Raw genomic sequence first — 22359 nt, 5'->3', positions numbered from 1 at the left:
CTAAAGCCCGGGTTGGCAACGAACTTGCTATGTAACTCTCAGACCCCGTCCGGTGCCCTGCCCCGGACACATCCATTGCGTAGGCCAGCCGTCATCTGGCCCCGAGGAGTTTCCATGAGCGAGTTGCGTTTTACTGTCGAACACGAATGGCTGCGCGTTGAAGCGGACGGCAGTGTGACAGTCGGCATCACCCCCTTTGCCCAGAACGCCCTGGGCGACGTGGTGTTCGTGCAATTGCCGGAACTGACCACCTACGCCAAGGATGCCGAAGTCTCGGTGCTGGAATCGGTGAAGGCCGCCAGCAGCATCAACATGCCGCTGGACGGCGAAGTGGTCGAAGTGAACAACGAACTCGACGCCAGCCCCGAGCTGGTCAACGAAGACGCCCTGGGCGCCGGCTGGTTCTTCCGCTTCATCCCGGCCGACGCCAGCCAGGTCGGCGAGCTGCTGGACCAGCAGGCCTACGACAACCTGATCGCCGCCCAGGCCTGAGGATTCACGATGACCACTTCGCTGAACACCACCAACGAATTCATCGCCCGTCACATCGGCCCGCGCGCCGCCGACGAACAGGCCATGCTGGCCACCCTGGGCTATGACAACCTCGACGCGCTGACCGCCAGCGTCATCCCCGACAGCATCAAGGGCACCGCCGTGCTCGACCTGCCCGCTGGCCAGGGTGAAGCCGAGGCACTGGCCGCCATCAAGGCCATCGCCGCGCAGAACCAGCTGTTCAAGACCTACATCGGCCAGGGCTACTACAACTGCCACACCCCGGCGCCGATCCTGCGCAACCTGCTGGAAAACCCGGCCTGGTACACCGCCTACACCCCGTACCAGCCAGAAATCTCCCAGGGCCGCCTGGAAGCGCTGCTGAACTTCCAGACCCTGATCAGCGACCTCACCGGCCTGCCGATCGCCAACGCCTCGCTGCTGGACGAAGCCACCGCCGCCGCCGAAGCCATGACCTTCTGCAAGCGCCTGAGCAAGAACAAGGGCAGCCACCGGTTCTTCGCCTCCGCCCATTGCCACCCGCAAACCCTGGACGTGCTGCGCACCCGTGCCGAGCCCCTGGGCATTGAAGTGGTAGTGGCCGACGAGGCCCAGCTGGATGACGTCAGTGAGTACTTCGGCGCGCTGCTGCAGTACCCGGCCAGCAACGGCGACATCTTCGACTACCGCGCGCTGGTGGAGCGCTTCCACGCCGCCAACGCCCTGGTAGCCGTGGCCGCCGACCTGCTGGCCCTGACCCTGCTGACCCCGCCGGGCGAGTTCGGCGCCGACGTGGCCATCGGCAGCGCCCAGCGCTTCGGCGTGCCGCTGGGCTTCGGTGGCCCGCACGCGGCCTACTTCTCCACCCGCGACGCGTTCAAGCGCGACATGCCCGGCCGCCTGGTGGGCGTGTCCATCGACCGCCACGGCAAGACCGCCCTGCGCCTGGCCATGCAAACCCGCGAGCAGCACATCCGCCGCGAGAAGGCCACCAGCAACATCTGCACCGCCCAGGTGCTGCTGGCCAACATCGCCAGCATGTACGCCGTGTACCACGGCCCGGCTGGCCTGGTGCAGATTGCCCGCCGCACCCACAGCCTGACCGCCATCCTGGCCCAGGGCCTGAGCGCCATGGGCGTCACCGTCGAGCAGCAGCACTTCTTCGACACCCTGACCCTGGCCACCGGCAGCGCCACTGCCGAGCTGCACGCCAAGGCCCGCGCCGCCGGCCTCAACCTGCGTGAAATCGACGCCCAACGCCTGGGCCTGTCGCTGGACGAGACCACTCGCCAGGCCGACGTCGAAGCCCTCTGGGCGCTGTTCCCAGGCCAGCAGCCAGCGTTCGACGCCCTGGCTGCCAGCGTTGCCGACGCCCTGCCGGCCGGCCTGCTGCGCCAGTCGCCGATCCTCGCCCACGAAGTGTTCAACCGCTACCACTCCGAAACCGAGCTGATGCGCTACCTGCGCAAGCTGGCCGACAAGGACCTGGCGCTGGACCGCACCATGATCCCGCTGGGCTCGTGCACCATGAAGCTCAACGCCGCCAGCGAGATGATCCCCATCACCTGGCCGGAATTCGGCAGCCTGCACCCGTTCGCCCCGGCCGAGCAGAGCAAAGGCTACCAACTGCTGACCGACGAGCTGGAAAGCATGCTGTGCAAGGCCACCGGCTATGACGCCGTGTCGCTGCAGCCCAACGCCGGCTCCCAGGGCGAGTACGCCGGCCTGCTGGCCATTCGCGCCTACCACCACAGCCGTGGTGACGAGCGTCGCGATATCTGCCTGATTCCGTCGTCGGCCCACGGCACCAACCCTGCCACCGCCCACATGGCCGGCATGCGCGTGGTAGTGACCGCCTGCGATGAACGCGGCAACGTCGACATCGAAGACCTGCGCGCCAAGGCCATCGAGCACCGCGAGCGCCTGGCCGCAATCATGATCACCTACCCGTCGACCCACGGCGTGTTCGAGGAAGGCATTCGCGAGATCTGCGCCATCGTCCACGACAACGGCGGCCAGGTGTACATCGACGGCGCCAACATGAACGCCATGGTCGGCCTCTGTGCCCCGGGCAAGTTCGGCGGCGACGTCTCGCACCTGAACCTGCACAAGACCTTCTGCATCCCGCACGGCGGTGGCGGCCCGGGCGTCGGCCCGATCGGCGTGAAGTCGCACCTGGCACCCTTCATGCCCGGCCACGGCACCATGGCGCGCAAGGAAGGCGCCGTCTGCGCCGCTCCGTTCGGCAGCGCCTCGATCCTGCCAATCACCTGGATGTACATCCGCATGATGGGCGGCGAAGGCCTCAAGCGCGCCTCGCAGTTGGCCATCCTCAACGCCAACTACATCTCGCGCCGCCTGGAAGAGCACTATCCTGTGTTGTACACCGGCAGCAACGGCCTGGTGGCCCACGAGTGCATCCTCGACCTGCGCCCGTTGAAGGACAGCAGCGGCATCAGCGTCGACGACGTGGCCAAGCGCCTGATCGACTTCGGTTTCCACGCCCCGACCATGTCGTTCCCGGTGGCCGGCACGCTGATGATCGAGCCGACCGAAAGCGAATCCAAGGCTGAGCTGGACCGCTTCTGCGACGCCATGATCCGCATCCGCGAAGAGATTCGCGCGGTGGAAAGCGGCGCCCTGGACAAGGACGACAACCCGCTGAAGAACGCGCCGCACACCGCTGCCGAACTGGTGGGCGAGTGGACCCACGCCTACAGCCGCGAACAGGCGGTGTACCCGCTGGCCTCGCTGGTGGAAAGCAAGTACTGGCCACCGGTCGGGCGCGTGGACAACGTGTTTGGCGACCGCAACCTGGTGTGTGCCTGCCCGTCGATCGAGGCGTATCAGGACGTTTGAGGAAATTGCCTGGGGGCACCCTGCCCCCATCGCAAGGATTGACGATTGCGGGAGCTGGCTTGCCAGCGAGATTTTTGCGCCGCCGAAAAGCTCGCTGGCAAGCCAGCTCCCACAATGCCCGCAAGGCTCTGGAGAACTTGTATGTCCCTAAGCGTTTTCGACCTCTTCAAGATCGGCATCGGCCCCTCCAGTTCCCACACGGTGGGGCCCATGCGCGCCGCCGCGCGCTTCGTCGAGGGCCTGCGCCGCGACGACCTGCTGCTGGCCACCGCCACCGTCAAGGCCGAGCTGTACGGCTCGCTGGGCGCCACCGGCAAGGGCCACGGCAGCGACAAGGCGGTGCTGCTGGGCCTGGAAGGCTCGCACCCCGACACCGTCGACACCGCGACCGTGGACGCCCGCCTGCAGGCTATCCGCGCCAGCGGGCGCCTCAACCTGCTGGGCGAACACAGCATCGCCTTCGTCGAAAAACAGCACCTGGCGATGATCCGCAAACCCCTGCCCTTCCACCCCAACGGCATGATCTTCCGTGCCCTGGACGAACACGGCCTGGAGATTCGCAGCCGCGAGTACTACTCAGTGGGCGGTGGCTTCGTGGTGGATGAGGGCGCGGCGGGTGCCGACCGCATTGTCGAAGACACCACGGTGCTGCCCTTCCCGTTCAAGACCGGCAAGGAACTGCTGGCCCAGTGCGCGGCGCAGGGCATGACCATCAGCCAGCTGATGCTGGCCAATGAAAGCGCCTGGCGCCCGGAAGCCGAGACCCGCGCCGGCCTGCTGAACATCTGGCAGGTGATGCAGGACTGCGTCGAGGCCGGTTGCCGCAACGAAGGCATCCTGCCCGGCGGGCTGAAGGTCAAGCGCCGTGCCGCGGCGCTGTACCGGCAGCTGTGCAAGAACCCCGAGGCCGCCCTGCGCGACGCGCTGTCGGTGCTGGACTGGGTCAACCTCTACGCCCTGGCGGTGAACGAGGAAAACGCCTTCGGTGGCCGCGTGGTCACCGCCCCCACCAACGGCGCGGCCGGCATCGTGCCGGCGGTGCTGCATTACTACATGCGCTTCGTGCCCGGTGCCAACGAGGACGGCGTGGTGCGCTTCCTGCTCACCGCCGCCGCCATCGGCATCCTGTACAAGGAAAACGCCTCCATTTCCGGCGCCGAGGTGGGCTGCCAGGGTGAGGTCGGCGTGGCTTGTTCCATGGCTGCCGGCGCCCTGTGCGAGGTGATGGGCGGCAGCGTGCAGCAGGTCGAGAACGCCGCCGAAATAGGCATGGAACACAACCTGGGCCTGACCTGCGACCCCATCGGCGGCCTGGTGCAGGTGCCCTGCATCGAGCGCAACGCCATGGGCTCGGTGAAGGCCATCAACGCCGTGCGCATGGCCCTGCGCGGCGACGGCGTGCACTACGTGTCGCTGGACAAGGTGATTCGCACCATGCGCCAGACCGGCGCCGACATGAAAAGCAAATACAAAGAGACCGCCCGTGGCGGCCTGGCCGTCAACATCATCGAGTGTTGAGGCACCCTTTCGAATTCAGGAGTCAACGATGTCCGAAGCACTGCAACACACCCCGCTGCACGCCCTGCACCTGGAACTGGGTGCCCGCATGGTGCCCTTCGCCGGCTACGACATGCCGGTGCAATACCCGCTGGGCGTGATGAAGGAACACCTGCACAGCCGCGAGCAGGCCGGCCTGTTCGACGTGTCGCACATGGGCCAGATCCGCCTGGTGGGCAGCGACGCCGCCAAGGCCCTGGAAACCCTGGTGCCGGTGGACATCGTCGACCTGCCCGTGGGCATGCAGCGCTACGCCATGTTCACCAACCCGCAGGGCGGTATCCTCGACGACCTGATGGTCGCCAACCTGGGCGACGACACCCTGTTTTTGGTGGTCAACGCCGCCTGCAAGGACCAGGACCTGGCCCACCTGCGCGCGCACATCGGCGACCGTTGCCAGATCCAGCCGCTGTTCGAGGAACGCGCCCTGCTGGCCCTGCAAGGCCCTGCCGCAGTCACCGTGCTGGCGCGCCTGGCGCCGCAAGTGGCGCAGATGACGTTCATGCAATTTGCCCCGGTGCAGCTGCTGGGCGTGGCCTGCTACGTCAGCCGCTCGGGCTACACCGGTGAAGACGGCTTCGAAATCTCGGTGCCGGCCGCCAGTGCCGAGGCCCTGGCGCGCCGCCTGCTGGCCGAACCGGAAGTAGCGGCCATCGGCCTGGGGGCACGCGACTCGCTGCGCCTGGAAGCCGGCCTGTGCCTGTACGGCCACGACATGAACGAGCAGACCACGCCTATCGAGGCCAGCCTGCTGTGGGCCATCTCCAAGGCCCGCCGTGCCGACGGCGCCCGTGCCGGTGGCTTCCCTGGCGCCGAGGCGATCTTCGCCCAGCAACAGGCCGGCGTGGCCCGCAAGCGCGTGGGCCTGCTGCCCCAGGAACGCACGCCCGTGCGTGAAGGCGCCGAGATCGTCGATGCCAGCGGCGCCATCATCGGCACCGTGTGCAGCGGCGGCTTTGGCCCGACCCTGGGCGGCCCGGTAGCCATGGGCTATGTGGACAACGCCCACGCGGCGCTGGACACCCCGGTGTGGGCCATCGTGCGTGGCAAGAAAGTGGCCATGAAGGTCAGCAAGATGCCGTTCGTGCCCCAGCGCTACTACCGCGGCTGAGGGGCCGGCCATGACAGCTCAGGGCGGGCTGTCATTTTGCCGCAACGTGCAGGGTGTTCTATTCGATTTCGAACTGGCGTTAGACCATTCGAAAATACCTGAATGAAAGAGTCGGAAACCCCCGTAGGAAAAGGCTCGAACGGTCGTAAAAAAGGTGAAAAACCTGCGTGGCTCAGGGCTTGTTTTTCTGGCTGAAGTTAGCGTAGAGTTTCCTCACTGTGTTTGCATGGGTCGCTATGGTTCGTGACCTGGGCAGTAGCTCTGTGTATTGCTACAACCCGTTCGACGTCTCTTACTTTCCTGCAACCAGCCCAGTATCTCTTTCACCTGAAAGAAGCTGTCATCAATTCAAGTTCCAAGGAAATAAGAAAATGTCCCAACGTCAGAGCGGTACCGTCAAGTGGTTTAACGACGAGAAAGGTTTTGGTTTTATCACTCCAGAAAGCGGTCCGGATCTGTTCGTGCACTTCCGCGCTATCCAGGGCAACGGCTTCAAGAGCCTGAAAGAAGGCCAAAAAGTGACTTTCATCGCCGTTCAAGGCCAGAAAGGCATGCAAGCTGACGAAGTACAAGCCGAAGGCTGATTCGTCCAGTTGCGCAAAAAGCCCCTGCCGGGAACGCCAGGGGCTTTTTTGTGCCCGCGATTTGCTCGCACCCCCACGGAGAGCCAAGGATGACCCGACGACTGACCCCACAAGGTGACTTCGCCCCCGCCGCCTTTGGCCGGCGCATGGCGGCCGTGCTGTATGACTTCCTGCTGTGCATTGCGCTGCTGATGGTGACCACGCTGGTGTACAAGCTGATCATGATGGCGTTCATCGGCGAGGCACGCCTGCGGGCGCTGTCGGAGTCCGGCTCGCTGGACGGCGACCCCTTCCTGTCGACCCTGCTGTTCTGCGCCCTGTTCGCCTTCTTCTCCAAGTTCTGGATGCACGCCGGGCAGACCCTGGGCATGCAGGTGTGGGGCGTGCGCGTGCAGAACGCCGACGGCACCGCCATCAGCTTGTGGCAGGCGCTACTGCGCTTCATCGTCGCCATTGGCTCGTGGCTGTGCTTTGGCGCCGGGTTCTGGTGGGCCCTGGTGGACAAGCAGAAGCGTGGCTGGCATGACCTGTATTCAGGCACGCAGCTGGTGTATATCCCCAAGAAGGCCCGTTGATGGGCACAAAAAAACCGACCCAAGGGTCGGTTTTTTCATGAGGCGAAGGCTTACCCCGCGCGGCGCAGCAGCCACCAGCCCACCGCCGCACACACCAGCGACGGGATGACCACCGCCAACAGCGGCGGGAAGCCGAACACCAGGCTCGAGGGGCCCAGCAGGTCCTGGACGATGCGGAAGGTGAAGCCCACCAGCACGCCGGTGAACACACGCTGGCCCAGGGTTACCGAACGCAGCGGGCCGAAGATGAACGAGATCGCCATCAGCACCAGCGCGGCGGTCACCAACGGCTGCAGGATCTTGGTCCAGAACGCCAGCCAGTAGGTGGAGTTGCTCAGGCCCTGGTCCGCCAGGTAGTGGATGTAGCTCCACAACCCGGTGATGGACAATGATTCGGGAGCCATCACCACGGTGCTCAGCAGCTGCGGCGTGACGGTCACGTCCCACTGTTCAGTGGGGTTGCTGATGACCTCGGTGCGGTCGTCATGGAACACCGTGGTGGCCACGTCGGTGAGGTTCCAGTGGCCATCGGCGTACTGGGCCTTCTTGGCGAAGCTGGCGGTCTTGATGTGGCGCTCGTTGTCGAAGGTGTAGCGGGTCACGCCATACAACAGGCCGGCAGGCTGCACGGTGTTGATGTGGATGAACTGCTCGCCCTCGCGGTGCCACAGGCCGTGGCGGCCGCTTTGCGCGTCGCCGATGCCCTGGGCCAGCGAGCGGTCGGCCTGGGCCTTGGCCTCGGTGACCGGGGCGACGTATTCGCCTATCAGCAGGCCGCAGACCATCAGCACCAGCATGGGCTTCATCACTGCCCAGACGATGCGCGACACCGACACGCCGGCCGCGCGCATGATGGTCAGCTCGCTGTTGCTGGCCAGGGTGCCCAGGCCGATCAGGCAGCCGATCAGCGCCGCCATCGGCAGCATGTCGTAGAGCCGGCGTGGTGCGGTCAGCAGCACGAACCAGGCCACGTCGGCGAGGCCGTAGGTGGGGCTGATATCGCTCATCTCGTCGATGAAGGCGAACAGCGTGGCCAGGCCGAGGATAACCCCCAGCACGGCGAGGATTGCCATCAGCACGCTGCTGCCGATGTACCGGTCGAGCTTAACCATGGGCCACCTCCGTCGCCGCGCGACGGCTGGCCAGCTTCAGGCGCAGCGGTTCCCAGTACATCAGCGCCAGGCCGATGGCCAGGAACAGCCCGTGCACCCACCACAGCCCCAGGGCGGAATGGATCTTGCCTTTTTCCAGGGCACCACGCGCCGAGATCAGGATGGTCAGGTAGGCCATATACAGGAGAATCGCCGGCAGCAGTTTGAGGAAGCGGCCCTGGCGCGGGTTGACCCGGGCCAGCGGCACGGCCATCAGGGTGACGATGAACACCAGCAACGGCAGCGACAGGCGCCATTGCAGTTCGGCAGGGTCGTTGACCTCGCCGGAGAACAGCTTGGCGCTGGGGATGGCGTCGCGGTCGGTGACTTCTTCACTGACCTCGGGCTTGGGCAGCATCACGCCGTAGGTGTCGTACTTGATGGCACGGTAGTCGGCCTGGCCGGGGATGCCGTCGTAGCGGTAGCCGTTGGTCAGGATCAGGTAGCGGCTGCCATCGGGGTGGCGGTCCTGGCGGCCCTTCTCGCCCAGCAGCAGGGTGATGCCGCGGTCCTTGGCGTCCTGGCCCAGGCGCTTCTGCGAGATGAACACGCCGCCCAGGTTGATGCGGTCGTCACTCATGCTCTCGGTGTAGGTCACCCGGCTTTCGTCACGCAGGGCCTGGAAGCGGCCTGGCTCGAGGGTGTCGAACTCGGTCATGGCGTCCTGCTGGTTGAGCACCATGGAGAACTGCTGCGCGCCCAGGGGCGCCAGGCTCAGGCTCAGCCAGGCGACGATGACGGCCACCACCGCGGCAGGTGCCATGGTCATGGCCAGCAGGCGCTGCTGGCTCATGCCGGTGGCCGCCAGCACGGTCATCTCGCTTTCCAGGTACAGCCTGCCATAGGACAGCAGGATGCCCAGGAACAGGCCCAGGGGCAGGATCAGCTGCAGGAAGCCCGGCAGGCGGTAGCCCATGATGAGGAACAGCACGCCTGGGTCCAGGGCGCCGGAAGCGGCCTGGGCCAGGTACTTGACGAAGCGCCCGCTCATGATGATCACCAGCAGGACCGCGCTGACGGCACTGAGGGTGAGCATGACTTCGCGGGACAGATAACGGAAGACGATCAAACCGGACACTCCAGGGTTGTCAGGCTCAGACGGCCGAACAAGGGATACATAGCTGACACTTCTACGGGTGGATTCGCACCAGGCGAACCGGAAAAAAGTTGGCGCATTATCCTGTGATTGGGCCTGCCTGTCACTTCGCGTGCATACCCAGTTACGCAAAGCCTGCGCGAAGGGTTGTCAGGCTCCGTCGGCAGGGCTCAAACTGGGGACTTTGACCCGGCCCGCCACGGGCAGTGCCGGGGGCTGTATTCGCACGACCAACGTTGCCGTGCACACCAATAGATCATTAGGGGACCCGGAAATGGAACTGGTTGTAAAAAGCACAAGCGCCGAAAGCCTGAAGACCGCGACCCTGGTCGTCGCCGTGGGCGAAGGCCGCACCCTGGGTACCGTCGGCAAGCAGGTCGACGAGCTGAGCAGCGGCGCCCTGACCGCCGTGCTCAAGCGTGGCGACCTGGCCGGCAAGCCGGGCCAGACCCTGCTGCTGCACAACCTGCCGGGCCTCAAGGCCGAGCGCGTGCTGCTGGTAGGCACCGGCGCCGACGAACTGCTGGGCGACCGCGCCTGGCGCAAGCTGGGCGCCGCCGTGCTGGGCGCGCTCAAGGGCCTGGGCGGCAGCGACGCCGTACTGGCACTGGACGAGCTGGGCGTGAAAGGCCGTGACGCCTACGGCAAGACGCGCCTGCTGGCCGAGACCCTGCTGGACGGCGAATACGTGTTCGACCGCTTCAAGAGCAAGAAGGCCGAGCCCCGTGCCCTGAAGAAAATCACCCTGGTGACCGACAAGGCCAGCCAGGCCGACGTCGAGCGCGCCGTGACCCACGCCAGCGCCATCGCTGCTGGCATGAGCTTCACCCGCGACCTGGGCAACCTGCCGCCGAACATCTGCCACCCAAGCTACCTGGCCGAGCAGGCCAAGGAACTGGGCAAGGAACACAAGAACCTCAAGGTCGAGATCCACGACGAGAAGAAGCTCAAGGAACTGGGCATGGGCGCCTTCATGGCCGTGGCCCAGGGCAGCGAGCAGCCACCGCGCCTGATCGTACTCAACTACCAGGGCGCCAAGAAATCCGAGAAGCCGCACGTGCTGGTGGGCAAGGGCATCACCTTCGACACCGGTGGCATCAGCATCAAGCCGGCCGCCGGCATGGACGAGATGAAGTACGACATGTGCGGCGCCGCCAGCGTGTTCGGCACCCTGCGCGCCGTGCTGGAGCTCAAGCTGCCGATCAACCTGGTGTGCCTGCTGGCCTGCGCCGAGAACATGCCGAGCGGCGGCGCCACCCGCCCTGGCGACATCGTCAGCACCATGAGCGGCCAGACCGTGGAAATCCTCAACACCGACGCCGAAGGCCGCCTGGTGCTGTGCGACACCCTGACCTACGCCGAGCGCTTCAAGCCGGCCTCGGTGATCGACATCGCCACCCTGACCGGTGCCTGCATGGTCGCCCTGGGCGCCCACACCTCGGGCCTGATGGGCAACAACGAGGAACTGGTGGCCCAGCTGCTGGAAGCTGGCCAGCAGGCCGACGACCGCGCCTGGCAGCTGCCGCTGTTCGATGAGTACCAGGAACAGCTGGACTCGCCGTTCGCCGACATCGCCAACATCGGCGGCCCGAAAGGCGGCGCCATCACCGCCGGCTGCTTCCTGTCGCGCTTCGCCAAGAGCTACCCCTGGGCGCACCTGGACATCGCCGGCACCGCCTGGGTCAGCGGCGGCAAGGACAAGGGCGCCAGCGGCCGCCCAGTGCCCCTGCTGACCCAGTACCTGCTGGACCGCGCTGGCGCGTGATGCCCCTGACGCTGCCTGGCGCCCGCTGCCCGTAGCAGCGGCCGCCAGGCAGCGTCACCAGCGCCGCACATGGACCCAACATGACCAAAGTCGACTTCTACATCCTGCCCAGCCCGCTGCCCGCAGCGCGCCTGGACTTCGCCTGCAAGCTGGTGGAAAAGGCCTGGCGCCTGGGCCACCGGGTGTACCTGCACTGCAGCGACGCCGAGCAGCGCGAGCAACTCGACGCCCGCCTGTGGGCCTTCAAGGGCGAAAGCTTCGTGCCCCACAGCCTGGCAGAACAAGACCCGGACGCCGTCATCGCCCTGGGCCTTGCCGACGCACCCGCCAGCCACCAGGACCTGCTGGTGAACCTGGACCTCAAGGTACCGGCCTTCGCCGGCCGCTTCGCCCGCGTGGCCGAGGTGGTGGTCGAAGACCCTGCTATTCGTCAGGCCGCACGGGAGAGTTTCCGTTTCTACCGTGAACAGGGCTATCCTCTGCAAGATCACCGCTTACAGCGACTCTGAGCCAACGATGGACACTGCAAACAAGCTGCCCAAGTCCGTGCACCTGCTGGACGACCTCGAGTCGATCCGCAAGCTGCTCGGCGATGACACCCTGCAACCGCCGCTGCTGACCGACACCGTGGTCAGCGCCGAACAGATCCCGCTGCTCTTCGACCAGCTCGAAGCCCAGCAACGCGCCGAGGCCCAGGCCCAGGCCGCACCACCCGAGCCGCCGCCCGCCCCCGAGCCGGCCACCCCCGCGCAGAACCGCCAGGACACCCTGTTGCACCTGGACGCCGAACTGCGCGCCGCCGCGCAATTGATCATGCAGGACGTGATCGACGACTTCGCGCCGCACATCGAGACCGAGATCAAGCGCCGCCTGGAAGCGCGCATGGAACGGCTGCTCAACCCGTAACGCTGCCATACCTGTGGGAGCTGGCTTGCCAGCGAGCCGTTGGCTGCTGAAAAGCTTGCTGGCAAGCCAGCTCCCACCATTCTCTCCCCTGCCAGGCATTCCAGCAGCCTGCCTACCGATCCCGGCCTATCCCCGTTATACTAATCGGCTTTCCTGAATAAATGCCTATTAGGGTCCCGCCGAGCATGGATAAGACCTACCAGCCGCACGCCATTGAAACTTCCTGGTACCAGACCTGGGAGTCCGAGAACTATTTCGCTCCGCAAGGCGCGGGCGACTCGTACACCATCATGATCCCGCCGCCGAACGTCACCGGCAGCCTGCACATGGGCCATGGTTTCAACAACGCGATCATGGACGCCCTGATCCGTTTCCGCCGCATGCAGGGCCGCAACACCCTGTGGCAGCCGGGCACCGACCACGCCGGTATCGCCACCCAGATGCTGGTGGAGCGCCAGCTCGAAGCCCAGGGCCAGAACCGTCATGACCTGGGCCGCGAGAAGTTCCTGGAGAAAGTCTGGGAATGGAAGGACCAGTCGGGTGGCAACATCAGCCGCCAGATCCGCCGCCTGGGCTCGTCCGTGGACTGGAGCCGCGAGCGCTTCACCATGGACGACGGCCTGTCGGAAGCGGTGAAGGAAGCCTTCGTGCGCCTGCACGAAGACGGCCTGATCTACCGCGGCAAGCGCCTGGTCAACTGGGACACCAAGCTGCACACGGCGATTTCCGACCTGGAAGTGGAGAACCACGACGAGAAAGGCTCGCTGTGGAACCTGCGCTACCCGCTGGCCGACGGCGCCAAGACCGCCGAGGGCCTGGATTACCTGATCGTCGCTACCACTCGTCCGGAAACCATGCTGGGTGACGCGGCCGTGGCCGTGAACCCGAACGATCCGCGCTACCAGGCCCTGATCGGCAAGTTCGTCGAGCTGCCGCTGGTTGGCCGCCGCATCCCGATCATCGCCGACGACTACTGCGACCCTGAATTCGGCACCGGCTGCGTGAAGATCACCCCGGCCCACGATTTCAACGACTACGAAGTCGGCAAGCGCCACAACCTGCCGCTGCTGAACATCTTCGACAAGAACGCCAACGTGCTGCCGGCTGCCCAGGTGTTCAACCTGGACGGCACGCTGAACGACAGCGTCGACGGCACCCTGCCGGCCGAATACGCCGGCCTGGACCGCTTCGAGGCGCGCAAGCAGATCGTCGCCGCCTTCGACGCCGCCGGCCTGCTGGTGAGCGTCGACGACCACGCGCTGAAAGTGCCGAAGGGCGACCGCTCGGGCACCATCATCGAGCCGTGGCTGACCGACCAGTGGTACGTGTCCACCAAGCCGCTGGCCGAGCCTGCGATCGCCGCCGTGGAAGACGGCCGCATCCAGTTCGTGCCCAAGCAGTACGAAAACATGTACTTCTCGTGGATGCGCGACATCCAGGACTGGTGCATCAGCCGCCAGCTGTGGTGGGGCCACCGCATTCCAGCCTGGTACGACGAGTCCGGCAAGGTCTACGTCGGCCGCAGCGAAGAAGAAGTGCGCGCCAAGCACGGCCTGGGCGCCGACGTGGTCCTGAACCAGGACAACGACGTGCTCGACACCTGGTTCAGCTCGGGCCTGTGGACCTTCTCCACCCTGGGCTGGCCGGAACAGACCGAGTTCCTGAAGAAATTCCACTCCACCGACGTGCTGGTCACCGGCTTCGACATCATCTTCTTCTGGGTCGCCCGGATGATCATGCTGACCATGCACCTGGTGAAAGACCCGGATGGCACCCCGCATGTACCGTTCAAGACCGTCTACGTGCACGGCCTGGTGCGTGATGGCCAGGGCCAGAAGATGTCCAAGTCCAAGGGCAACGTCCTCGACCCGCTGGACATCATCGACGGCATCGAGCTGGAAGCCCTGGTGCAGAAACGCACCAACGGCCTGATGCAGCCGAAACTGGCGAAGAAGATCGAGAAGCAGACCCGCGACGAGTTCGCCGACGGCATCGCCAGCTACGGCACCGACGCCCTGCGCTTCACCTTCTGCTCGCTGGCGTCCACCGGCCGCGACATCAAGTTCGACATGGGCCGCGTGGAAGGCTACCGCAACTTCTGCAACAAGATCTGGAACGCCACCCGCTACGTGCTGGACAAGGGCGAGGACTGCGGCCAGAACGGCGAGGCCTACGAGCTGTCCCTGGCGGACCGCTGGATCATCTCGCAGCTGCAACGCACCGAAGCCGAAGTGACCCGCCAGCTGGACCAGTTCCGCTTCGACCTGGCCGCCCAGGCCCTGTACGAGTTCATCTGGAACCAGTACTGCGACTGGTACCTGGAGCTGTCCAAGCCTGTGCTGTGGGACGAGAACGCCCCGGTGGAGCGCCAGCGCGGCACCCGTCGCACCCTGGTGCGCGTGCTGGAAGTGGCCATGCGCCTGGCACACCCGTTCATGCCGTTCATCACCGAGGAAATCTGGCAGCGCCTGGCGCCGCTGGTCGGTGCCGAGGGCAAGACCATCATGCTGCAACCTTGGCCAGTGGCCAACGAAGCACGCATCGACGAGGCCGCAGAGCAGGACATCGAGTGGCTGAAAGGCCTGATGCTGGGCGTGCGCAACATCCGTGGCGAAATGAACATCGGCCCGGGCAAGCCCCTGGCGCTGTTCCTGAAGAACGCCAGCGCCGAAGACAAGCGCCGCCTGGTCGAGAACGAAGCCCTGCTGAAGAAGCTGGCCAAGCTCGAAGCCATCACCGTGCTGGAAGCCGGCGCCGAAGCCCCCCTGAGCGCCACCGCGCTGGTGGGCGAGCTGGAAGTGCTGGTGCCCATGGCCGGCCTGATCGACAAGGACGCTGAACTTGCGCGCCTGGACAAGGAAATCCAGCGCCTGCAGGGTGAAGTGGCCCGCGTGGGTGGCAAGCTGTCCAACGCCGCCTTCGTCGACAAGGCACCGCCTGCGGTGATCGACAAGGAGCGCGCGAAGATGGCCGAGGCCGAGCAAGCCCTGAGCAAGCTGGCCGAGCAGCACGCGCGCATCGCCAGCCTGTAAACCCTCCGGCGGCCCCATCGCGACCAAGGTCGGCTCCTACCCTGTAGGAGCCGACCTTGGTCGCGATGGGGCCAGCACGGACAACGGAAGTTTCCCCTCATGTCCGCCCCCAGCAAGCCCACCTTCCACCCCCGCAACCGCCATCAAGGCCGTTACGACTTCCCGCAACTGATCAAGAGCAGCCCCGAGCTTGGCCAGTACGTGGTCCTCAACCCCTACGGCAAGGAAAGCATCGACTTCGCCAACCCGGCGGCGGTCAAGGTGTTCAACCGTGCCCTGCTGAAAGCCCTGTACGGCATCCAGCATTGGACGATTCCGGAAGGCTACCTGTGCCCGCCCATTCCCGGGCGCGCCGACTACATCCACGCCGCCGCCGACCTGCTGGCCGAAACCAACGGTGGCGAGATCCCCCGTGGCAGCTCGGTGCGCGCGCTGGACATCGGCACGGGTGCCAACTGCATCTACCCGCTGCTGGGCCACAGCGACTACCGCTGGCAGTTCACCGGCTCCGACATCGACAGCGTGGCCCTGGCCTCGGCCAAGGCCATCGTCCAGGCCAACAAGCTGGACAAGGGCATCAGCCTGCGCCAGCAGGGCAACCCGAAGCACATCCTCACCGGGCTGCTCAAGCCTGACGAGCGCTTCGACCTGACCCTGTGCAACCCGCCCTTCCACGCCTCGCTGGAAGAAGCCACCCGCGGCAGCCAACGCAAATGGCGCGCCCTGGGCAAGGCCGACCCCAAGCGCAAGCTGCCGGTGCTGAACTTCGGTGGCCAGAGCAACGAGTTGTGGTGCGAGGGCGGCGAAATTCGTTTCGTCACCCAGCTGATCAACGAGAGCGTGGCGGTGAGCCAACAGGTGCTGTGGTTCAGCACCCTGGTGTCCAAGGCTTCGAACCTGCCACCGATCCAGTCGGCGCTGAAAAAGGCCGGCGCGCTGCAGGTGCGGGTGGTTGAAATGGGCCAAGGGCAGAAGCAGAGCCGCTTCGTGGCCTGGACCTTCCAGACCGACGCCCAGCAGCAAGCCTGGTATAAAAAAAACTGACGCTGTAGCCGCTGCCGCCAGGCTGCGCTGGCCCTGTCCCTCACTTGAGATTTCCAGGGTTCACACCGGCCAGCGCAGCCTGGCGGCAGCGGCTACAACGCGGGCACAAAAAAGCCGTGACCGGGTCGCCCCGGTCACGGCTTTTTCATGACGGGTTACAAGATTACTTGTTAACCGAATCAGTCAGCACTTTGGCTGGAACAAACTTGACGACTTTCTTGGCAGCGATTTCGATCGGTGCGCCAGTCGAAGGGTTACGGCCGGTGCGAGCTGGGCGCTCGGAGATTTTCAGCTTGCCAATGCCTGGCAGGGTGATTTCGCTGCCATTTTCCAGCTGGTCGGCAACGATCTGGCCCAGTTGCTCGAGAGCATTGCGCGCGGTGGTTTTCGGCGCGTCGATGGCTTCAGCGATGTCGGCGATCAGTTGGTCTTTGGTCAATGCCATGGTGGTGTTCCTTCCCTATCAAATTCAGTTGGATTGCAGAGTGCAACATCAGTCAAAAACGCCGTAACCCCTGGGGTTCGGCAATCGGTCTACAGTCACGCCAATCGCGAATGTAGATGCACAAATCGGTATTTGGTTCGACCTGACGGCAGCTATCTGCGGGCGATGCGCCCTTGTGGAGCGCAAGACCGGGCAAAACTAGCACACAGAACCAGAAATATCCGCCTCTACCTGGCCATTTGTTCAGGTTTATCACTGGTTTGGTTGAAAAATAGACAAAAGTCTCTAAATCACAGGCTGAAACGGCCCAGCCGGGCCGCCAAACCCCCAGTTGCGTTACACTTGGCGCCTTTGCGCACGGCCGACCTGCTCGCCCCTGCCCTGCCCCTTTCGACGAACCGAGAAGCCCCATGCCGATCCGTCACTGCATTGTCCACCTGATCGAAAAGAAACCCGACGGCACCCCTGCCGTGCTCCACGCCCGCGACTCGGAACTGGCCGAATCCCAGGCCATCGAGAACCTGCTGGCCGACCTCAACGACAGCTACAACGCCAAGCAAGGCAAGGCGTGGGGCTTCTTCCACGCCGAGTCCGGCGCCCACCCGTTCAGCGGCTGGCTGAAGCAGTACATGGACGCCGAGCAGGACTTCACCGCGTTCAGCCGCACGGCGGTGGAACACCTGCAGAAGCTGATGGAAGAGTCCAACCTGTCCACCGGCGGCCACGTGCTGTTCGCCCATTACCAGCAAGGCATGACCGACTACCTGGCCATCGCCCTGCTGCACCACAGCGAAGGCGTGGCGGTGAACGCCGAGCTGGACGTGACCCCCTCGCGCCACCTGGACCTGGGCCAGTTGCACCTGGCGGCGCGCATCAACATTTCCGAGTGGCAGAACAACAAGAACTCCAAGCAGTACATCTCGTTCATCAAGGGCAAGAACGGCAAGAAGGTCTCGGAGTACTTCCGCGACTTCATCGGCTGCCAGGAAGGCGTCGACGGCCCTGGCGAGACCCGCACCCTGCTCAAGGCCTTCAGCGACTTCGTGGAAAGCGAGGACCTGCCCGAGGAAGCCGCACGCGAGAAGACCCAGGCGCTGGTGGACTACGCCACCACCCAGACCAAGCACGGCGAGCCCGTGGCCCTGGAAGAGCTCTCCGGGCTGATCGACGAAGACCGCCCGCGCGCCTTCTACGACCACATCCGCAACAAGGACTACGGCCTGTCGCCGGAGATCCCGGCGGACAAACGCACCCTCAACCAGTTCCGCCGCTTCACCGGCCGCGCCGAAGGCCTGTCCATCAGCTTCGAGGCGCACCTGCTGGGCTCCAAGATCGAATACGACGAAGAAGCCGGCACCCTGATCATCAAGGGCCTGCCCACCCAGCTCACCGACCAGCTCAAGCGTCGCAAGGACTGAGCGGGTGCTGAACAAGACCCTCAAGCGCGTGCTGCCCATCCTGCTGGTGGTGGTGATCTTCCAGCAGTGGGGCAAGATCGAGGCCTTCTTCAACCCCACCTCGCAGCTCTCGGCGCAGGCGCGCGCTAACGCCCAGGTCACCCTGTACGCCACCGACTGGTGTGGCTACTGCAAGGACTTCAGGCGCTTCCTGGACCGCCAGGGCGTGGCCTACAAGGAGTTCGACATCGACAAGGACGTGGAAGCGCGCAAGCGCTACGAGACGCTGGGCGGGCGGGGCATACCGATGCTGGACGTGAATGGCACGCTACTGCGCCAATACGACGAAGCACAAATCCTGCAGGCCCTCCAGCACCCGTAACACCACACCCTCGTAGCCGCTGCCGTCAGGCTGCGCTGGCCCTGGAGTACACTGAAGCTCTCCAGCGTGGGCGCGGGCCAGCGCAGCCTGACGGCAGCGGCTACAGGATAAGCATGAATCGAGATTAATGTTTCTCCAGCTTGAAGCCCAGCCGCGGGAAGTGCACGTGCACCACGCCCGCCCTGGGGTCTTCGCGGCGCACTATCAGCTCCTCGGCTCCGGCGTACAGCAACTCGCCCACCACCGGGTCGACGCCATAGTCGATGGCCGCAACGCTCACCTGGTCGCCCACCTTGAAACCGTTCGGGTCGATAAAGCCGTCTTCCGGCAACGGCGCCGGGGCAGTGGAGCGCGCAATTTCCAGGGCCTCTTCGGCACTCAACTCACTGTAGGCGCCATGCCCGAAGCCCAGCACCCGGCCCAGCCAGGCATGCACGGCCGGGTATTCATCCACCAGCGGCGAAGTCACCGGGGTGCCCTTGAGGAACCACAGCGGGTGGGCCACGGCGAAGTCGGCGATCGACGGCTCGCCAAACAGATAGTCGCGCTCCTCGCGCTGCAGCTGCTGCTCCAGGCGCGCCATGAACACCGGCCACTGGTGCTTGGCCTGCTCCAGCGGCAGCCTGCTGGCAGTGCCGCCGCTGAACAGCTGGGCACGGTCGGCGACGAACGCCTTGATCGCTTCCGGCGGCAGGCGGGCGAAGCGTACCGCTACCGACTCGGGCTGGAACACCAGGCTGACGGCGTGCTGGAACAGCACCGAATCGGCCCAGGCGGCAAAGGTGGCCACGGTGAATTCCTGGCCTTCGGGGAAGAACGCTGGCAGGGCTTTTTCCTGGTCCAGGCGACGGGCGATCAACGCCGTGTCGCAGTAGATATCGGCGCCTACCTGCAGCACCGGGGTCTTGCGGTAGCCACCGGTCAGCGCCACCAGGTCAGGCTTGGGCATCACCGGCGAAATCAGCACCGAGCGCCATGACAGGCCCTTGAAGCCCAGCATCAGGCGAGTCTTTTCGGCGAACGGGGATGTTGGGTAGTGATGCAGGATCAGCTCGGTCATCGTCGGCTCCGCCACGAGGGGTAAACTCCAAGCTTACCCGTGTGGGCGGGGATGGCCTACCTGATCAGGCTGATAGGGGGTCATCACTTCCAGTGATCAGGCAGCGTGCGCATGCTCAAGCGTTTCCCAGCCCAGGCACGCTAAAGCCAATGTCCTCGGAACAGGCTCGCGTCCACTGCTATACCGACTGATGCTACGCGAACTCACGCCTAAAGCTTCTGCGGCCTGTTCCAGCGTCATTCGGTGCCGTAGCCGCCAGCGAATGAACAGACGGGTATTTTCATCTGGCGCCGCTTGGGCAAGGGCATCAAGAAACAGCGTATCGGCGCCTATTTGAATATCGAGCTCGGGCCACTCCACTGTCCAGCCAGCGTCGCCGAGGACTGCACCGCTGAACGCCTCGGCATCGGACAGGGGCTTGAGGCCTGGATAACACTTGAGGCTATCACGCATATCCAGCTTGAACTGCTGCCCATTGGTAAAGGTCAGTGCCAGGGCTGCACCGCAAAGTGCCTGCACAGCCCGCAGGCGGGGGCGTTTCATCGATGCCATTTATTCCACTCCTTTACCCTTTCCTACCGATAATGCACTCGCGAGTCATGAACGTATCGCCATTTTGGCGATACGCAAACAACGAAACCGTCGCCGAATATTACGACCTAGTCCGCGTCAGCCCGTCAGCGCCTCATCACTCACATCAATCGCCACATACGACGCCACCAACTGCTCCTTCGCGCTCTTGCGCAGCCGCTTGATCAGCCGCTCCTGGCGCAGGGCCTCGCCCTTGTCGGGCCAGCACTCCACGTACACCAGCGCGGTGGCGGGGCTGGAGGCGAAGAAGCGTGCACCCTTGCCGCTCTGGTGCTGGGCGAAGCGGCGCTGGGGGTTGTCGCTGATGCCGCAGTACAGCGCGCCATTGGCGGCGCGCACCAGGTAGACGTACCAGGGTTTGCAGATTGTTTGCACTTCAGTCATCGCTTCTTGCGCTCAACGGCCGGCCTGAAACGCCCGCAAGCCCTTCAACGCCTGCTGCCGGACCTTGCCCTTGAGCAGGGGCGACCAGCCCAGCAGCAGGCCCGGGGTGCCCAGGGCCTGGCGCGACCAGCGCCAGAAGTCGAAGTGGTCGTGGTGCTCGCAGATCTTGCCGTCGCGGAACACGAAGCGGGCGTGGATGTGGTTGACCACGGTGCGGCCGGTCTGGCTGAACAGGTAGGTGGCCACCCAGCGCGCGGCGCCGGTGCTGTCGCCGGCGTGCACGTGGTCGAAGGTCAGGGAGAAGTCCTTGGCGCGTGCGGCCAGCATGCGCCACATGTCGCCGGCGTCCTTGCCGCGCAGCGTGCCGAAGGCCGGGTCGCTGAACACCACGTCATCGGTGTAGCAGGCCGCCATGGCCTCGGCGTCCAGGCGCTGGAAGGCCAGGTAGAAACGGGTGATCTGGGCTGCGTTGGCTTCGCTCATGGGCGGCACTCTCCTTGGTAGAGTGCCATCCTAGCAGGTCAGATCTTCTCGCTGGTGACCTGCACGTGCAACGAACGCCCGGCGCCCATGCCGGCGATGATCGCCAGGCTGCCGATCACGGCGAAGATCCAGCCCACGGCGCTCCAGCCGCCGGTCCAGTCGTGCACCAGGCCTACCGCCAGCGGGCCCATGGACGCCAGGGTGTAGCCTACGCCCTGGGCCATGCTCGACAGGTTGGCGGCCACGTGGGAGTCACTGGCGCGCAGCACGATCAGGGTCAGCGCCACGGCGAACATGGCGCCCTGCCCCAGCCCCAGCACCACGGCCCAGGCCCACAGGCCGCCCAGCGGCGCATACAGGCAGCCGAACAGCCCGGCCAGGGTCAGGCCCATCACCGTGACGATGGCGATGCGCTGGTCCTTGCCACGGGTGGCCAGCCAGGGCGCGATCAGCGAGCTGCCGAGCTGGATGATGATCGAGAACGACATCACCAGCCCCGCTTCGGCGGCGCCCAGGCCGCGGCCCATGAGCATCGACGGCAACCAGCCGAAGACGATGTAGGCCAGTGACGATTGCAGCCCCATGAACAGCGTCACCTGCCAGGCCAGGCGGTCACGAAACAGGCCGCGCACGCGGTAGGCGGCATGGTGCGCGCCGTGCTTCTGGCGTGCCTGGGGCAGCCAGAACACCGCGGCCGCCAGCGCCGGCAGCACCCAGAAGCCCAGGCCCACGGTCCAGCGGTTGTCGAACACCTCGGCCAGCGGCACGCTGCTACCGGCCGCCAGGGCGGCGCCCAGGCACAGGGCCATGGTGTAGACGCCGGTCATGGTGCCGGCGTTCTTCGGGAAGTCGCGCTTGACGATGCCCGGCAGCAGCACGCCGATGATGCCGATGCTGGCCCCCGACAACACGCTGCCGGCGAACAGCCCGACCACCGCGAACTGGCTGCGCAGGGCGATGCCCGCCGCCAGCAGCAACAGCACGCCCAGCACCACCCGCTCGGCGCCGAAGCGCCGCGAGAGAATCGGCGCCAAGGGCGCGAACAGCCCCAGGCACAGCACCGGCAGCGTAGTCAGCAAGCCGGCGGTGGCGGCGCTCAGGCCCAGGCTGTCGGACACCTGGTCCAGCAGCGGCGCCATGCTCGACAGCGCCGGGCGCAGGTTCAGGGCCACCAGCACCAGGCCCAGCAGCAGGAGCCAGGGTTTGGGCAGGGCGGCGGGTTGGTCGGCGGAGGCGCTGAGCGTCTCGGTGGTTTGGCTGGACATAAGGCAGGTTCCTGGAATTGCAGAGGCCCCGCTTTGGATATCTATAGGTAATCGCGGGCAAGACAGAAGGGTAAAGTTTGAGGAAAGGCGTAGCAAGGTAAATTGCTAGCCATCTGTTGAGCGGTCACCCAGGATGTCGAAAAAAAGGCTGGCAACGCCACCCCCACAGGCCATGGCACG

The 22359-nt window shown here is 65.3% G+C and carries 21 protein-coding genes; 13 read left to right on the top strand and 8 right to left on the bottom strand.

The window, feature by feature from the left end:
• Positions 1-114 precede the first annotated feature (114 nt).
• From gcvH to AC0J42_RS05515, 6 genes are all read left to right on the top strand, one after another.
• Positions 115-492 (top strand): glycine cleavage system protein GcvH, encoded by a 378-nt coding sequence (gcvH, locus tag AC0J42_RS05540; protein ID WP_416422647.1) that lies wholly within the window; start codon positions 115-117, stop codon positions 490-492.
• A 9-nt stretch (positions 493-501) separates the two neighbouring features.
• Complete coding sequence (gene gcvP / locus AC0J42_RS05535) at positions 502-3351, top strand: aminomethyl-transferring glycine dehydrogenase (RefSeq protein WP_473005478.1); 2850 nt, start codon at positions 502-504, stop codon at positions 3349-3351.
• A 141-nt stretch (positions 3352-3492) separates the two neighbouring features.
• Positions 3493-4869 (top strand): L-serine ammonia-lyase, encoded by a 1377-nt coding sequence (locus tag AC0J42_RS05530; protein WP_473005477.1) that lies wholly within the window; start codon positions 3493-3495, stop codon positions 4867-4869.
• Between the two features lie 28 nt (positions 4870-4897).
• Positions 4898-6019 (top strand): glycine cleavage system aminomethyltransferase GcvT, encoded by a 1122-nt coding sequence (gene gcvT / locus AC0J42_RS05525; protein WP_473005476.1) that lies wholly within the window; start codon positions 4898-4900, stop codon positions 6017-6019.
• Positions 6020-6390: 371 nt separating this feature from the next.
• A complete protein-coding gene (locus AC0J42_RS05520; protein WP_007931076.1) occupies positions 6391-6603 on the top strand; it encodes a cold-shock protein in 213 nt (70 codons plus the stop codon).
• 89 nt (positions 6604-6692) lie between these two features.
• Positions 6693-7178, top strand: coding sequence for an RDD family protein (locus AC0J42_RS05515; protein WP_473005475.1), 486 nt, complete (start codon positions 6693-6695; stop codon positions 7176-7178).
• Positions 7179-7228: 50 nt separating this feature from the next.
• On the opposite strand, the gene lptG is transcribed toward AC0J42_RS05515, so the two are convergent.
• Both lptG and lptF read right to left on the bottom strand, forming a co-directional pair.
• The gene (lptG, locus tag AC0J42_RS05510; RefSeq protein WP_416422642.1) at positions 7229-8290 is read right to left on the bottom strand and encodes an LPS export ABC transporter permease LptG; all 1062 of its coding nucleotides are present in this window, start codon (positions 8288-8290) and stop codon (positions 7229-7231) included.
• Entirely contained in the window at positions 8283-9398 is a 1116-nt protein-coding gene (lptF, locus tag AC0J42_RS05505; RefSeq protein ID WP_473005474.1) for an LPS export ABC transporter permease LptF, read from the bottom strand. The genes lptG and lptF overlap by 8 nt, the downstream gene beginning before the upstream one ends.
• 301 nt (positions 9399-9699) lie before the next feature.
• On the opposite strand from lptF, the gene AC0J42_RS05500 reads away from it, so the two are divergent.
• From AC0J42_RS05500 to rlmF, 5 genes are all read left to right on the top strand, one after another.
• Positions 9700-11190, top strand: a complete 1491-nt coding sequence (locus AC0J42_RS05500) for a leucyl aminopeptidase (protein ID WP_473005473.1) — start codon at positions 9700-9702, stop codon at positions 11188-11190.
• An 80-nt stretch (positions 11191-11270) separates the two neighbouring features.
• Entirely contained in the window at positions 11271-11699 is a 429-nt protein-coding gene (locus AC0J42_RS05495) for a DNA polymerase III subunit chi (protein WP_416422639.1), read from the top strand.
• Between the two features lie 7 nt (positions 11700-11706).
• On the top strand, positions 11707-12096 hold the full coding sequence (locus AC0J42_RS05490; protein WP_473005472.1) for a DNA polymerase III subunit chi: 390 nt from the start codon (positions 11707-11709) through the stop codon (positions 12094-12096).
• 185 nt (positions 12097-12281) lie between these two features.
• On the top strand, positions 12282-15128 hold the full coding sequence (locus tag AC0J42_RS05485; RefSeq protein ID WP_473005471.1) for a valine--tRNA ligase: 2847 nt from the start codon (positions 12282-12284) through the stop codon (positions 15126-15128).
• A gap of 99 nt (positions 15129-15227) precedes the next feature.
• Complete coding sequence (gene rlmF / locus AC0J42_RS05480) at positions 15228-16172, top strand: 23S rRNA (adenine(1618)-N(6))-methyltransferase RlmF (RefSeq protein ID WP_473005470.1); 945 nt, start codon at positions 15228-15230, stop codon at positions 16170-16172.
• Positions 16173-16335: 163 nt separating this feature from the next.
• Here the strand turns inward: rlmF and AC0J42_RS05475 are convergent, their stop codons facing one another.
• The gene (locus AC0J42_RS05475; protein ID WP_416422635.1) at positions 16336-16617 is read right to left on the bottom strand and encodes an HU family DNA-binding protein; all 282 of its coding nucleotides are present in this window, start codon (positions 16615-16617) and stop codon (positions 16336-16338) included.
• 410 nt (positions 16618-17027) lie between these two features.
• Between AC0J42_RS05475 and yejK the strand changes: the two genes are divergently transcribed.
• A complete protein-coding gene (yejK, locus tag AC0J42_RS05470) occupies positions 17028-18035 on the top strand; it encodes a nucleoid-associated protein YejK (protein WP_473005469.1) in 1008 nt (335 codons plus the stop codon).
• A gap of 4 nt (positions 18036-18039) precedes the next feature.
• The gene (locus AC0J42_RS05465) at positions 18040-18396 is read left to right on the top strand and encodes a glutaredoxin family protein (protein ID WP_473005468.1); all 357 of its coding nucleotides are present in this window, start codon (positions 18040-18042) and stop codon (positions 18394-18396) included.
• Between the two features lie 124 nt (positions 18397-18520).
• Here the strand turns inward: AC0J42_RS05465 and AC0J42_RS05460 are convergent, their stop codons facing one another.
• From AC0J42_RS05460 to AC0J42_RS05440, 5 genes are all read right to left on the bottom strand, one after another.
• Positions 18521-19456 carry a glutathione S-transferase family protein gene (locus AC0J42_RS05460; RefSeq protein WP_473005467.1) on the bottom strand — a complete coding sequence of 312 codons (936 nt, stop codon included), beginning with the start codon at positions 19454-19456 and terminating at the stop codon, positions 18521-18523.
• 96 nt (positions 19457-19552) lie between these two features.
• Complete coding sequence (locus AC0J42_RS05455) at positions 19553-20008, bottom strand: DUF2442 domain-containing protein (RefSeq protein ID WP_473005465.1); 456 nt, start codon at positions 20006-20008, stop codon at positions 19553-19555.
• 117 nt (positions 20009-20125) lie between these two features.
• On the bottom strand, positions 20126-20431 hold the full coding sequence (locus AC0J42_RS05450) for a GIY-YIG nuclease family protein (protein WP_473005464.1): 306 nt from the start codon (positions 20429-20431) through the stop codon (positions 20126-20128).
• Between the two features lie 12 nt (positions 20432-20443).
• Positions 20444-20914: a nuclear transport factor 2 family protein gene (locus tag AC0J42_RS05445; protein ID WP_473005463.1), complete on the bottom strand. Its 471-nt coding sequence runs from the start codon at positions 20912-20914 to the stop codon at positions 20444-20446.
• Positions 20915-20952: 38 nt separating this feature from the next.
• A complete protein-coding gene (locus AC0J42_RS05440; RefSeq protein WP_473005462.1) occupies positions 20953-22179 on the bottom strand; it encodes a CynX/NimT family MFS transporter in 1227 nt (408 codons plus the stop codon).
• Between the last annotated feature and the right edge of the window lie 180 nt (positions 22180-22359).

The sequence above is a fragment of the Pseudomonas sp. Tav-5-1A genome, assembly GCF_055755055.1.
The sequence above is the reverse complement of the archived record's forward strand: the minus strand, read 5'-3'. Positions and strand labels throughout refer to the sequence as shown.